Annotated in this window: 7 protein-coding genes, 1 tRNA gene and 2 pseudogenes; 6 read left to right on the top strand and 4 right to left on the bottom strand. The window is 67.7% G+C overall.

Annotated features, from left to right (window positions below; translation table 11 throughout):
* The first annotated feature begins 310 nt into the window (after positions 1-310).
* The 4 genes from ACK5F2_RS07115 to ACK5F2_RS07100 all read left to right on the top strand — a co-directional run bounded on the left by ACK5F2_RS07115 (position 311) and on the right by ACK5F2_RS07100 (position 5,960).
* Entirely contained in the window at positions 311-1,570 is a 1,260-nt protein-coding gene (locus ACK5F2_RS07115) for an HD-GYP domain-containing protein (protein WP_409863771.1), read from the top strand.
* A gap of 110 nt (positions 1,571-1,680) precedes the next feature.
* Positions 1,681-3,285: an ABC transporter substrate-binding protein gene (locus ACK5F2_RS07110; RefSeq protein ID WP_409863770.1), complete on the top strand. Its 1,605-nt coding sequence runs from the start codon at positions 1,681-1,683 to the stop codon at positions 3,283-3,285.
* Between the two features lie 195 nt (positions 3,286-3,480).
* Positions 3,481-5,388, top strand: a complete 1,908-nt coding sequence (locus tag ACK5F2_RS07105) for a hypothetical protein (RefSeq protein ID WP_409863769.1) — start codon at positions 3,481-3,483, stop codon at positions 5,386-5,388.
* 95 nt (positions 5,389-5,483) lie between these two features.
* Positions 5,484-5,960, top strand: a complete 477-nt coding sequence (locus ACK5F2_RS07100; RefSeq protein ID WP_409863768.1) for a hypothetical protein — start codon at positions 5,484-5,486, stop codon at positions 5,958-5,960.
* Between the two features lie 31 nt (positions 5,961-5,991).
* Here ACK5F2_RS07100 and ACK5F2_RS07095 read toward each other — a convergent pair whose 3' ends face one another.
* Both ACK5F2_RS07095 and ACK5F2_RS07090 read right to left on the bottom strand, forming a co-directional pair.
* A complete protein-coding gene (locus tag ACK5F2_RS07095) occupies positions 5,992-7,677 on the bottom strand; it encodes a ShlB/FhaC/HecB family hemolysin secretion/activation protein (RefSeq protein WP_409863767.1) in 1,686 nt (561 codons plus the stop codon).
* 63 nt (positions 7,678-7,740) lie between these two features.
* A complete protein-coding gene (locus ACK5F2_RS07090) occupies positions 7,741-11,268 on the bottom strand; it encodes an MBG domain-containing protein (RefSeq protein WP_409863766.1) in 3,528 nt (1,175 codons plus the stop codon).
* Between the two features lie 299 nt (positions 11,269-11,567).
* Between ACK5F2_RS07090 and ACK5F2_RS07085 the strand changes: the two genes are divergently transcribed.
* Positions 11,568-12,245 carry an NAD(P)H-binding protein gene (locus ACK5F2_RS07085; protein ID WP_409863765.1) on the top strand — a complete coding sequence of 226 codons (678 nt, stop codon included), beginning with the start codon at positions 11,568-11,570 and terminating at the stop codon, positions 12,243-12,245.
* 97 nt (positions 12,246-12,342) lie between these two features.
* On the opposite strand, the gene ACK5F2_RS07080 is transcribed toward ACK5F2_RS07085, so the two are convergent.
* Together ACK5F2_RS07080 and ACK5F2_RS07075 are read right to left on the bottom strand one after the other, a co-directional pair.
* A tRNA-Ser gene (locus ACK5F2_RS07080) sits at positions 12,343-12,432 on the bottom strand.
* Positions 12,433-12,473: 41 nt separating this feature from the next.
* Positions 12,474-12,704, bottom strand: a pseudogene (locus tag ACK5F2_RS07075) (bis(5'-nucleosyl)-tetraphosphatase (symmetrical)); the annotation flags it as partial.
* Between ACK5F2_RS07075 and ACK5F2_RS07070 the strand changes: the two are divergent.
* Positions 12,699-12,821, top strand: a pseudogene (locus ACK5F2_RS07070) (bis(5'-nucleosyl)-tetraphosphatase (symmetrical)); the annotation flags it as partial. The pseudogenes ACK5F2_RS07075 and ACK5F2_RS07070 overlap by 6 nt on opposite strands.

Here is a 12,821-nt window from a genome sequence, read left to right as displayed (position 1 = left end):
GGCCCTGAAGTCTTACCAGACCGAAGGCAATGCCGTGGTCGGCCGCAGCAACGCCATCATGGCCGGCCAAGTCAAGCAGTTCAGCCACGCCGAACTCAAAGCGATCGCCAAGTACCTGGCCTCGCTGCCGGGCGAGTTGCGTACCGTGCCGCAGAGCAAGCTCCGCTGAACCAGGCAGACGCTGCAAGCGTCAAGCAGTTCACAAAAGGCCGCCGAAAGGGCGGCTTTTTTGTGTCTGATCCAAGGCTGCCCTGGGCCTCTCCGGCCCCATACTGACGCGGTTGCGTCCCCCGGGTTTGCGTTCAGGCTCATGCTCAAGAAGATTCCCATCCAACAGGTTCAGTTGGGCATGTATCTCCAGTCCATGGAAGGTTCATGGCTCTCGCATCCATTCTGGAAGACCAAATTCGTCCTGCGTGAAGCGGCCGATCTGGAGGCCTTGCTGACCAGCGGTGTGCCGGCGGTGTGGATCGACATCAGCAAGGGCGCCGATGTGCAGACGGCCCCTGCGCCGGACAGCCTGGTCCAGGCCTTGATGGATGAGCCTCAGCCCCCCCCTCCACCTCCCGCTTCCGCGCCACCGCCCGCTCCCGCACCGGCGGCTGCGCTCGCCCGTCCCGAGCGTGTCAGCTTGGGCTCCGAGATGGGGCGCGCGGCGCAGACCATCAACCGCTCGCGCCAGGCCGTCACGGCCCTGTTCGGCGAGGCCCGCATGGGCAAGGCGGTCGATGCCGAGATGTGCATGCCCCTGGTCGAGGAAGTGGCCGATTCGGTCTCGCGCAACCCCTCTGCCCTGATCAGCTTGGCCCGACTCAAGACCAAGGACGACTACACCTATATGCATTCGGTGGCCGTCTGCGCCCTGATGGTGGCCCTGGCCCGCCAGATGGGCCTGGACGAGACCGAGACCCGGGAAGCCGGCCTGGCCGGCCTGCTGCACGATGTGGGCAAGATGATGATGCCCCTGGAGGTGCTGAACAAGCCGGGCGCCCTGACCGACCCGGAGTTCGCCGTCATGCGCACCCACCCCGAGCGGGGCTATGAGGCCTTGCGCGAGGGCGGCAAGGTGTCCGAGCCGGTGCTGGACGTGTGCCTGCACCACCACGAGAAGATGGACGGCAGCGGCTACCCCAAGAAACTCAAGGGCGATCAGATCAGCCTGCTGGCGCGCATGGGGGCGGTCTGCGATGTCTACGACGCCATCACCTCCAACCGCCCCTACAAGACGGCCTGGGATCCTGCCGGCTCCATCCAGCGCATGGCGCAGTGGCAGGGGCATTTCGACCCCGTGGTGTTCCAGAACTTCGTCAAGAGCGTGGGCATCTTTCCCGTGGGTACCCTGGTCAAGCTGGCCTCGGGGCGCTTGGCCGTGGTGGTGGATCAGAACCCTGCCAATCTGGTCGCACCCATGGTGCGGGTGTTCTATTCCACGCGCTCCAAGATGCCCATTCCCGTGCAGCTGCTGGATCTCTCACAGGCCAGCAGCAATGACAAGATCGTCAGCCGCGAGGCCCCGCAGGACTGGGGTTTCAAGCAGCTCGACGAGCTCTGGTCCAAGCCGGCCGCCTGAGCGAGCCGGGTCGACCCCGTACAAGCCCCATCAGGTGAATCCCCGCCCCCGTGGCGTGGGGGCGCTTCCTACACTCGCGCCACCACTGCCACGACCGCTGGGAGATTTTGATGATTCGCCTGAAGACGTCCTGCCAAAGCCTTTTTGCCCTCAGCCTGCTGGCTGCGGCCTGCCTGGCCCAGGCCCAGACCCTGCGCTGGGCCAGCCAGGGTGATCCGCAGACCATGGACCCGCACTCTCAGAACGAGAGCATGACCAATATGATGAATGGTCAGGTTTATGAGGGTCTGGTCGCACGTGATAAGCAGCTGGGCCTAGTGCCCGCCCTCGCTACGAGCTGGGAGCAGACGGGGCCCCTGACATGGCGCTTCAAACTCCGTCCCGGCGTGAAGTTCCATGACGGTACTCCGTTCAACGCCGATGATGTCGTTTACTCGATTGAGCGTGCCAAGGAGCCAACGTCACAGCTGGCTGCCTATGCTCGGGCGGTCGGTGCTCCCAGGAAGATTGATGACTTGACGGTTGAATTCCAGCTGACTGCGCCCAACCCAATCTTCTTGCAACACATTGCCGCGCCGCTCTGGATCATGAGCAAGAGTTGGAGCGAGAAGCACAAGGTCACCAAGCCGCTTGATTTCAAGAACAAGGAGGAAAGTCACGCATCCTTCAATACAAATGGCACGGGCCCCTACGTTCTTGTGAGTCGGCAGCCGGGTATCAAGACGACTTACAAGCGCAACCCCAACTGGTGGGGCAAGTTCGAGGGTAATGTGCAGGAGATCGTGTTCACGCCCATCTCCAACGATGCCACCCGCCTGGCGGCTCTGGTGTCGGGCGAGATCGATTTCGTGCTGGATCCCGCGCCGCGCGATGTCGCCCGCCTGCGCAACACGCAGGGCGTGAAGATTGTCGAGGGTCCCGAGAACCGCGTGGTCTTCATCGGCATGGATCAGGCACGCGACCAGCTGCTCTACGGCAAGGCCCCTGGCGACAAGAATCCCTTCAAGGATCAGCGCGTGCGCAAGGCGCTCTACCAGGCTATCGATATCGAGACCATGCGCACCAAGCTCATGAACGGCCTGAGCGTGCCCACCGGTGGTCTCACGCCCTCGCCACTGGGCTCCTACAAGGATCCGGCCATCGAGAGCCGCTACCCCTACGACATCGCCGCCGCGCGCAAGCTCATGGCCGAGGCCGGCTATGCCGACGGTTTCGAGGTCACGCTGGACTGTCCCAACAACCGCTACATCAACGACGAGGAGATCTGCCTGGCCCTGGCCAGCATGTGGGCTCAGCTCAAGGTCAAGGTCAAGGTCAATGCCATGCCGCGTGCGACCTATTTCCCCAAGTTGGAGAAGTTCGACACCAGCATGTACATGCTGGGTTGGGGCGGTGCCGTTACGGACGCGGAAACTACGCTTACGCCTGTATTTCGTAACAATAAGTCTGATGGATCAGGTATTGGCTTCTACAACTACGGACGCAGCCGCAATGACAAGTTCGATGCCATTGCCGCTCAGAGCAGCATTGAGCCGGATCCGAAGAAGCGGGAACCGCTGGTGAAGGCCGCCCTGACCGAGTACAAGGAGCAGGTGCATGTGATCCCCCTGCACCGTCAGATGATTCCCTGGGCGGCGCGCAGCAATATCAGCGTGGTGCATCGCGCCGACAACTGGTTCGAGGTGTCCTGGGTCAATATCGGCGCCAAGCCCTGAGCGGCGAGGGGCGGGCCCGGGGAGTAGGGCCCGCTTTGCGCCCCTGATGCGGGTTTTGCGAGGCGGCATGGCTGGCGATACTGCCCAGCCATGCCGTTTTGCTTTCTGCCGCCCATGAAGTCCACTCCGTCTTGCTCGCCGGTCCCCCGTTCCAGGTCTGCCGCGGCGCGCCGCGCCTGCACCGGGACTAGCCTCTTGCTGCTGCTGGCGCTTGCGGCCTGCGGGGGCGGCGGGAGTGATGGCAGCGCCGAGAGCGGCAGCGGTGGCAGCACGGTCAGCGAATCCACCCTCAGCGGCGTGGCCGCCGTGGGAGCGCCGCTGGGCGGGGCGCAGATCAGCGTCATCGACGCCCAGGGCAAGACCCTGGGCCAGGCCACCGCCCACCCGGTGGAAGGCAGCTACAGCCTCAAGCTCAGCGGCAGCCTGAGCGCGCCCCTGATGGTGCAAGCGCGCGGCGTGGATGCCAGCGGCCAGCCCCAGCTGCTGCACTCCAGCGTGCCCAAGGCGGCGGAGTCCATGGTGGCTCATGTCACGCCCCTGACCCAGGCGGTCACGGCCCTGGCCCTGGGCGCGGAGCCGGCCGGCGTCTTTGCCAAGGGCAGCGAAAGCGCCAGCACCTTGGCCGGCCTGGCCCAGAGCGTGGCGGCGGCCGACTTTCTCAAGACCCTGATCAAGGCCCAGTTCACCGACCTCAAGATCACGGACACCAGCAAGTTCGATCTGCTGGCCGAGGCCGGCTTTGCGGCCAACAAGGGCAGCCACGATCTGCTGCTGGAGAGCCTGCGCGTGGGCCTGGGGCGCAGCGCCCAGGGAACCAGCGAGCTGCAGCTGGCCAACAAGTTTCTGCCCGGCGCGCCCTACGAGGTGCGCATCGATCTGGCCCTGGCGCGCGCGGAGCTGGCCAAGACCACCGGCGCCGCGCCCGCCAATGCCATCACCAGCACGCTCAAGGCCACGACCAGTGCCACCGGCGTGCTGCCCAATCTGAGCCAGATCGATGAGCTGGGCGTGGCCCTGAACAAGCTCATCGCCCAGGGCGCCGACGCTGCCACGCTGCAGGCCTATGCCGGCCTGACCAGCTATGACAAGCACAACGGGCGCAGCAAGGCCGAGCTGGCCACGCTGCTGGCCGGCTATGCCAGCAAGAACTGGCAGCTGGGGCGCTTTTATGTGCTGGGCTGCGCGGATGACACGGTGAGCCAGGGCAATTGCAACCGCGTGCTGGTCTCGGCTCCGGTCAGCGACAGCAGCGGCACCGTGGTCGATCAGTTCAGCGACGCCCTGAGCTACAACAAGAGCGCCGCCACCGGTGTGCCCAAATGGGGCCTGATCGGCAATGGCAAGCGCCTGGAGTTCCGCGTCCAGCCCCTGGCCTGGCTGTCGCTGGAGGCCGATGGCAGCACCAGCAGCGGCCTGAGCGCCGGCAATCCCAGCCAGGGCGTGCAGCTGCTGGTGCAGGCGCAGACCGCGGCCGGCACCGCCTTGCTGGACAAGGCCACGGTGCAGACGCCCGGCGGCTTCAGCATTCCCCTGGCCTACTGCCAGCAGCGCTGGCTGTGCATCAGCCCCACGGCCGGTGCCACCAGCGCCGTGTCCAGCGGCCCGGTGGCCGACACCTTGCTGCAGCCCGCCATCCTGGGATGGCTGGGCAGCGCCGACACCTTGCGCAATGCCAAGTACCTGGCCAGCTTCACGCTCGGTGGCACCACCGAGATCCAGCCCACCTGGTTGCGACATGAGCTGAGCAGCACGGCGCCCGCGGCCAGCCGCTTTCCCGTGCTGGACGGCGTGTCTGCCAGTGCGGTGCTGAGTGCCGCCGGCTTGCAGGCGGGGGCCAGCCTGGCTTGGTCGGCCTGGGCCAAGGCCAATCCGGATCTGCGCCTGAGCCTGGTGCGAACCGTGCTGGTGCTCTCAGGCTCTGCGGGCACAAGGGTGCAGGAGTTCCGACCCGCGGCCGCGGTGGGCGGCAGCACGCTCAGCTTGCCGGCGGGCGCCTACACCCTGCCCACCGGCAGCGGCAGTGCCCAGGCCTATGAGCTGTGGCTGCGCGCCCAGGACGGTGCCGGACGCCTCTACGACACCCGCTACCGCGTGCAGCCCTGAGTTGCATTCGCTTGCAAGCCCGAGCCGGCCTCAGGCCGCCCGGGCTGGCCTGAGCGGGGACAATTCTCAGCCCTTGTATTGTCGATTTCCCCAGTGTGAAGCGCGAGCCCGCTATTTTCTGTTCCACCGCATTTGACGACGCCGAGTTCCGCGCTCACGGCCGCACCCGTGTGGAGGTGGATGGGCGTCTGTTGCGCATCGATGCCTGGGGCCCCTTCAATCTGGAGCTTGTGCAGGCCCAGATCCGGCTGTTGCGCAGCGAGGTGAAGCCCTTGCTGCCGCTGGAGGGCGGCTTTGTCGAGCTCATCCATTACCACGAGAGCATCCTCATGCCCGAGCCTGCCTGGCAGGCCTTGCAGTGCTTTGTGGACCAGTCTGCGGCGCTGGGCTTTGGGGCCCGGACCACCCTGATCCTGGTGGGCGAGGAGGTCGAGGGCGGTTTCATGTTTGCCGAGCGCCTGGCCTCGATCTGGGCGAGCAGCCGGCCCGTGCAGCTGCTGCGGCGGGCCGATGAGCTGGAACAGGCCGTGAGCGCGGCGCTCAGTGCGCTGCAGCCCGGCGACCGCGGCTGAGCGTCGCTCGGACGCGCCCTTGGCAGGTGCGTCAGAACTGGCGGCCCAGCAGCAGCCAGGCGCGGCCGCGTGAGCTGTTGGGTTCGGCCTGGGGTGGCCCGCCTTGAACGCTGCGGGCCATGGCGAGGTCCAGCGTCCAGCCCTGCTGCTGGTAGCGCACCCCCAGGCCTGCACCGGCGAGGCTGCGCTGATTGCTCTGTGGCGGCACGGCCAGGCCCTGCGGGCGCGCATTGAGCCGCACACTGCCGGCATCCAGGAAGGCGTAGGGCGTCCAGGCCTGGACCGCGTAGCGCAGCTCCATCTGCAGCAGCGCACCTTCGTCGCCTATGCCTTCGCTCAGGGGATAGGCTCGAACACCCGTTGGCCCCCCCAGACTGAACTTCTCCGAGGAGTCCAGATTGCGGTCGGCGGTCTGCAAGGTCAGGCGGCCCATCAGACTGAGCGGGCTGTGCTTGAAGGATTGCAGACGCACCAGATCCAGCAAAGCCTTTGTGAAGACCCCGCCCGTGCGCACGCCGCTGAGCTGATCCAGCAGGTCCTGGGTCTCGCTCAGGCGCAGCTGCCCCGCGCTGAGGCTCAATGCGCCATAGCTCACGCCGCCGCCGGCCAGCTCGTCGCTGCGATCAAACTGGAAGCTCAGCGTGGCAGAGCGGCTGGACTTGCGGTCATCGAGGCCGGCCAGGCCCTGGCGGTCGCGCAGACGCTTGTGCTGAAGCGAGCCGGAGACGCTTAGATTGGCCCGGGTCGAGCGGATCAGCGGATAGCTGAGCGTGGCGGCGGCCACCTGCGCCGTGCCGGTGGCGTCCAGTTCGCTGAACTCACGGGCCAGCTGGTAGCTGGTGCGGGCGAAGCTGAGCTGGGCGCGCAGGCCCGATACCCCCAGGGGCAGGCCATAGCCCAGGCTGCCCTGGGTCAGCTGTTCATCGCTGCGTATCAGACTGGCGCTGAGCTGGTCACCCAGGGTGAAGGGGCTGTCGTACTGGGCATTGGCGCGCAGACGCACCCTGCCGGTGTAACGGTCGCCATGGTTGTCGAGGGACAAATCCAGGCGCCAGGGCTTGCTGCGCTCCACCGCCACCTGCAGATCGCCCTGGCCGGTGGCCTGGCCCGGGCGGATCAGCGGCGTGATGCGGATGCCGGGCTGGTCCGACAGGATCAGCAGACGTCGCTCGAGCCGGCTCACCTCGATGGGCGCTCCCACCTGCAGCGGTACCAGGAAAGCCTGGGCCTGCGGCGCCAGCGCCGCATCGCCCGTGGCGCTGAGCTCGCCATAGCGCCCCTCCAGGATGCCCAGCGCCACCACACCGTCGTTGATGGTCTGGGGCAGCAGGTAGGCGCGTGAGAACACATAGCCCGCTCGACGGTAATGCTCGGTCACCTGCTGCGCCATCTCGCGCAGCCCGGCCAGGTCCAGCTTGCGACCGATATAGGGCTGCACCAGGCCTTGCAGCAGCCCGGTGTCGAAGAGGCTGTTGCCGGTGAAGGCCACCGCGCGCAGCTCGACCTGGGCGCCGCCCGCCGCTGCGGCGGGCTCGGCGGGCGTCTGGCTCGGCACGGTGATGCCGGGCCGGGGCGGCTGAAGCGGCGGCGCCTGGTTCTCGCGCAGCACCCGGCCGGCATCCGGCGGTGGCGGGGTCTGGGCCTGGGTGGCGTGCAGGGCGCCGCCCAGGATCAGGAGGGCGAGGGCAGGGCGCTTGAACTGTGCGGTGTGCTTCATGGTGGCGTGGGGCTGGAGGTGGCAGGTCAGTGGGGGCAAGCGGCGCGGTGGCACCGTGCCGGATCAGGGCAGGCCTGCGGCCTCCTTGCGCAGGCGCTCCTGCAACTGCTGCAGCTGGGTCTGCATATCGGCCAGATTGGGCGTTCGCACCCCACTGCCGCCCAGCTCGGGCACCAGCTGGTTCAGGGCCTGTTGCGGGGGCTGCTGGTCCGCCGTCTGCACCGTCACGCCCACCAGGCGCGGGCTGACGGGGCGGCTGGCATCGCTCAGGAAGACCACGCCGCCGCCGCTGATCTGCGTGGGCTCGGGCGGCGGCGCGACGCGCTTCCAGCTGTTGCGCGTGTCGGGCAGGATTTCCAGCGTGCCCGGCTCGGCGCTGACCAGGTAGTTGCTGTTGCTCAGGCTGCTGGCATCGATGGCGTAGCGACCCACGGCTTCGCCCGGCTGGCGCGTGAGGCTGCCGCTGAGGGTGTCGCCGCTCACCAGGGTGCCGCTGCGCGGCGACCAGCTCAGCAGCGGATCCGTCTCGCTGAAGTACTTGCTCTGCGAGTCCGCCCGGATGCTGATGGGACGGGGCTGGATGCTGAGCGTGCCGCTCTGGGCCGTGATCAGGTAGTCGGGGTTGCTGAGGGCCGAGGCATCGATGCGGTAGCTGCCCACGCGCTGGCCGGCCTCGCGGCTGAGGCTGCCGCTGAGCGTATCGCCGCTCACCAGGGCGCCGCCGACCACGCTCCAGCTCAGGCTGGGGTCACTGTCGCCATAGGTCTTGCTCTTGGCATCCGCCGCCACCGTGATGGGGCGGGGCAGGATGCTCAGGCTGCCCGGCGCATAGTTGATGTCGTAGTTGCTGCTGCTAAGGCCCTGAGGTACCAGCGCATAGCTGCCGGCGCGGATGGCACCCTGGCTGGTGCCGCTGAAGGCCAGGCTGCCGCCCAGCACCGCAGCGCTTTCACCGTTGACGAAGCCGCTGTAGCTGAGGCCATTGCCGCCGCTGAAGGCCTTGCCGTCATAGGTCTTGCTGGCATTGATGGCCGTCACGCTCAGAGGCGCCGGGCTGATGCTCAGGCTGCCGGGGGTGTTGCCGCTGGCGGCGAGCTGAAAGCCGCTGCGCAGGATGTTGACGCCGATGCCGGTATAGCTGCCCGCGTTGGTGAAGCCCGTGACATTGCCGCCATTGAATACGAAGGTGTAGTCATTGCCCGGAACCCAGCCGCTGTAGCTCGCGCCAAAGATGTCGGCTGCAGACCAGAGGCTGGCCAGCTCGTAGGGCGTCCCCCGGTAGGTCCGGCTGCCACCGGCCGGGCCCAGGGTGTAGGCCAGGGAGACGGGGCCAGCCGCCGCGCTATTGAGATCGCTGAGGATGTCGGCAATGCTGCGGTTGTCCAGGCTGGCGCGCAGTGTGTAGTTCTTGCTTTGCCCCGGTGTGAGCGTGCCTGCGCTGAAGACGATGCCGATGCCGGTGTCCGCGGTGATGCTATTGCCCTTGCTCAGGGCATTGGCGGCCGTGGTCATGGCGCTGAGGCTCGAGTAGAACGAGGACCCGTAGCCCACCTTGGAGTCGGCATCGGTCGAGAAATAGACGATCTTGGCGCTGCTGCCGGCGGCCGTGAAATAGTTGCCGCTTCCGGCGCTGGTGGCGCTGACCACGCTGGCCGTGTCGCCCGCTGCAAAGGTCTGTTCGATCTTGTTGGTGGTGGTGAAGCCTGCGGACCCGTCCTTGTCCTGGGTGTTGTCCGGGTCGAAGCTGCGCGCGAACTGCACATTCGTCAGATCGCTGCTGTCCATATTGGTCAGCGCCACATTCAGGGTGAAGTACTTGTTGCTGCCAGCCAGCGAGAGCTGCTGCTCGGTCTTGAGCTTGCTGTTGAGCAGGGCCGAGTACTTGAGGGTGATGGTGTTGCCCGCGCCAACGGGCAGAAACTCGAACACGGCGCTATTGGCCGTGTTGGCGAAGTTGGCCTGCGAGACCGTGGTGCTGCTCTGCGTATAGCCCGCCGTGAAGAGCTCGACCGGCGAGCCGGGCAGGAAGTAGTCGATGCGCAGGTCGGCGCCGCTGCCAAAGCCATCGGCATCGCCCGTCATGCCCACGCCGGCGCCTGTGGACCGGCCAAAGAACAGCGAGGGCTTGTTGGTGGTGCCGAACTTGCCGCCGCTGCTGCTGCTGGAGCAGGCGCTGCTGGCCGGGCCGCACACCCCCAGCTCCATGTACTTGTTGCCGAGGAAATAGTTGCCGTCATGAATGGCATAGCGCAGGCTGGCCGGATCGCTGCCCTTGCGCCATTGCACCGAGGGTGAGCTCACGGCCGCGCTGGCGCTGTAGCTGCTGCTGCCACCCTCGGCGCTGGCCTGACCATAGAGAAAGATCAGGCCGCCGGCCGAGCTGCCCGTGTGGGTGAGCGCCGCGTTGACGCTGATATTGTTGTCGGCCTGCAGGGTGAGCCGGTTGTTGGAGGACCAGGCGACGGGCGCGCTCACGGTGATATTGCCCTCGCTGCCCGTACCGGTGCAGGTGACCCCCGTGCAGCTGCCCGTGGTGGTGAGCGTCACGTTGCCGCTGCCCAGGGCGCTGACCACGGTCGAAGCCAGGCTTGCGTCGATGTCCAGATTGACAGGGTCCAGCAGCCAGCGGGCCGCCTCGACCCGGGCCGCCGGGCGGCTTTGGAACACCTGCCCCGAGGTTTCAACAAAGCCGGCTGGCGCCCTGACGGTGCCATCCAGATTCAGCAGGCCGCCATGAGCGAACAAGATGATCTCGCCATTGGCCCCGCTGTGCAGGGCCTGGGCCTCGGTGATGCCGCTGTGGTTGATGACGCTGGCAGTCAGGGCGTTGGCGGCCTGCGCCTTGAGCCAGATACGCCCCCCATCGGCGCGGATGGCGCCGCCCTGGCTGATCTCGGTTTCCAGGGCCTCGTTGTCCCCCTGCAGCAGGGCGGGGCCGCCCCGGTCCAGCGGGATGCGGCTGCCCGCGCCCCGCGCGCCCGGGCCGGCCGGGGCCTGGATGGTTCCGCTGTTGACCACACGGGCCGCCAGCAGCGCGACGGCGCCGCCGCTGGCGGCCTGGATGCTGCCCTCGTTGATGATCGAGGCGCGGCTGCCCCCCTCGAAACGATAGCGCCCGGCCGCCAGATCCTCGGACTGCAGATTCAGCGTCGACGCCACCAGGCTGCCCACATTCACCTGGGCGCCGGGGGTGAACCAGATGCCGTTGGGATTGAGCAGAAACACCTGGCCATTGGCCTTGAGCGTGCCCTGGATGGTGGATACCTCGGTACCCAGCACCCGGTTGATGGCCACGGCGCTGCGGCCCGGCTGCACGAACTCCACGCTGCGCCCGCTGCCAATGCTGAACTGCTGCCAGTCCAGGGCGAGGCGCTGGCTCTGTTGCGTGATGCGCAGGCCCTCGGCCGTGCTGCTCACCTGGCCTTGACCGCCCACCAGCTGGGCGCCGCTGGGTAAAGCGGCTGGTGCCGCCAGGAGCGGGGCCACCGGGCCGGCGCACAGCAGGGCCAGCAAGCTCAGGCGAGGGGCGACTCGCAGACGGCGCCGCACGGCGCTGGGGTGGAAGCTGCGGGTCTGGCGACGGCTCGACATGGTGCACGCTCCTGCGCTGCCGAAAAGTGCGGCACGCGCACAAAGGTATACCTGATCAAGTGCTGCAGCAGCAATGCTCACCGAGCGCAGCACTCGGGCTCCCGCAAGACCGTGGCGCATCGCCCACGTCGGCCTTGACTTGCGGCAGCGATCTGTGAGGCGGTTTGCGTCCTCGCCCGCGCGCATGGGCATGCGGCGCAACGCTTAGGCGGCCGTGCCGGTGCGCCCGGGCTGCTGTGCGCCACCACCCCTTGTGCATGCGGGGCCCGGCATTGCTGTGTTCTCGCACAATCGGCCCCATGCCTGATACGCCCACCCCTTTGATCTGGCTGGCCGGCGCCACCGGCCTGGTCGGTCGCGCACTGCTCACCGAGCTGGGCCACGAGCAGCCCGTGCTGGCCTTGCTGCGCCGGCCCGACCCGAGCCTGCCGGCGCAGCAGCAACAGCAGCAGCAGACCGCACTGGTCGACTACGCCCAGCCCGCCAGCTTTGCCGCCTTGCCCGCGCCCAGCCAAGTCTTCATCGCCCTGGGCAGCACCATCGCCCAGGCCGGCTCCCAGGCCGCGTTTCGCGCGGTGGACTTCGACGCCGTGCTCACGGTGGCCCGCGCCGCCCGGCAAGCGGGTGCCAGGCGCTGTGCCGTGGTTTCCGCGCTCGGCGCCGATCCGCGCTCATCGGTGTTCTACAACCGGGTCAAGGGCGAGGCCGAGGCTGCCTTGGTCGCGCTGGGTTTCGAACGCTTGGTGATCGCGCGGCCCTCCCTGCTGGACGGCGAACGCGCCAGCCTGGGCCAGCCTGCGCGCCGCGGTGAGCAATGGGCGCTGCGCCTGATGCGCCCCATCGCCGGCCTGATCCCGGCGGCTTGGCGGCCCATCAGGCCCGAGCGCGTAGCCCGCGCCATGCGGCTGGCGCTGGCGCAAGAGTGGGCGGCGGTGCAGGTGTTGGAGTCTGCGGAGTTGCAGACGGTGGGGGATTGAGGGCGGGGCTGGCTGGATTCGGGCGCTCGAAGGTCTGACCGCATGCGCTGCGGCATGCTGGTCCCGACTGGTAAACGGCATGTGCGAGCGCGGATTTTGGCGGAAGCGGTGAGATTCGAACTCACGGATGGGTCACCCCATCGCTGGTTTTCAAGACCAGTGCCTTAAACCACTCGGCCACGCTTCCTTGACTTGACGCGCATCCCTTGCAGACGCGCGGCCCGCATTCTAGCCTCCCGGCACCTGGGCCTGGGCGCATTCCACTTGAATGAGTTCGCGGCGGCCGCCGTCCACGCGCAGGGCGCTGAGCTGGCCGCCCCAGACGCAGCCGGTGTCCAGCGCGGCCAGGTCGGGGCGCAGCAGCTGGCCCAGGGTGGACCAGTGGCCGAAGGCGATGGGGGTGCCGGCGCAGCGCCGGCCGGGCACCTCGAACCAGGGCATGTAGCCGGGCGGGGCCGCATGGACTTCAAGGCCAAGGACCGCGCCGATGCGGCCCCGCCCGGCTACCTGCCCTGGGTCGAGGTGCCCGGCCGGCGCAGCGCCGGCACCCCCATCGCCTTCGGCCACTGGTCCACC

Source organism: Roseateles sp., assembly GCF_046300915.1.
In the GTDB taxonomy this organism is placed as follows: Bacteria; Pseudomonadota; Gammaproteobacteria; order Burkholderiales; family Burkholderiaceae_C; genus Kinneretia.
The sequence above is the reverse complement of the archived record's forward strand: the minus strand, read 5'-3'. Positions and strand labels throughout refer to the sequence as shown.

What these genes read in the sequence shown, in the direction of transcription:
- ACK5F2_RS07085 (WP_409863765.1), top strand. Translation starts at nt 11,568, where the DNA reads ATGCCTGATACGCCCACCCCTTTGATCTGGCTGGCCGGCGCCACCGGC.
- ACK5F2_RS07095 (WP_409863767.1), bottom strand. Translation starts at nt 7,677, where the DNA reads ATGAAGCACACCGCACAGTTCAAGCGCCCTGCCCTCGCCCTCCTGATC.
- ACK5F2_RS07110 (WP_409863770.1), top strand. Translation starts at nt 1,681, where the DNA reads ATGATTCGCCTGAAGACGTCCTGCCAAAGCCTTTTTGCCCTCAGCCTG.
- ACK5F2_RS07115 (WP_409863771.1), top strand. Translation starts at nt 311, where the DNA reads ATGCTCAAGAAGATTCCCATCCAACAGGTTCAGTTGGGCATGTATCTC.
- ACK5F2_RS07090 (WP_409863766.1), bottom strand. Translation starts at nt 11,268, where the DNA reads ATGTCGAGCCGTCGCCAGACCCGCAGCTTCCACCCCAGCGCCGTGCGG.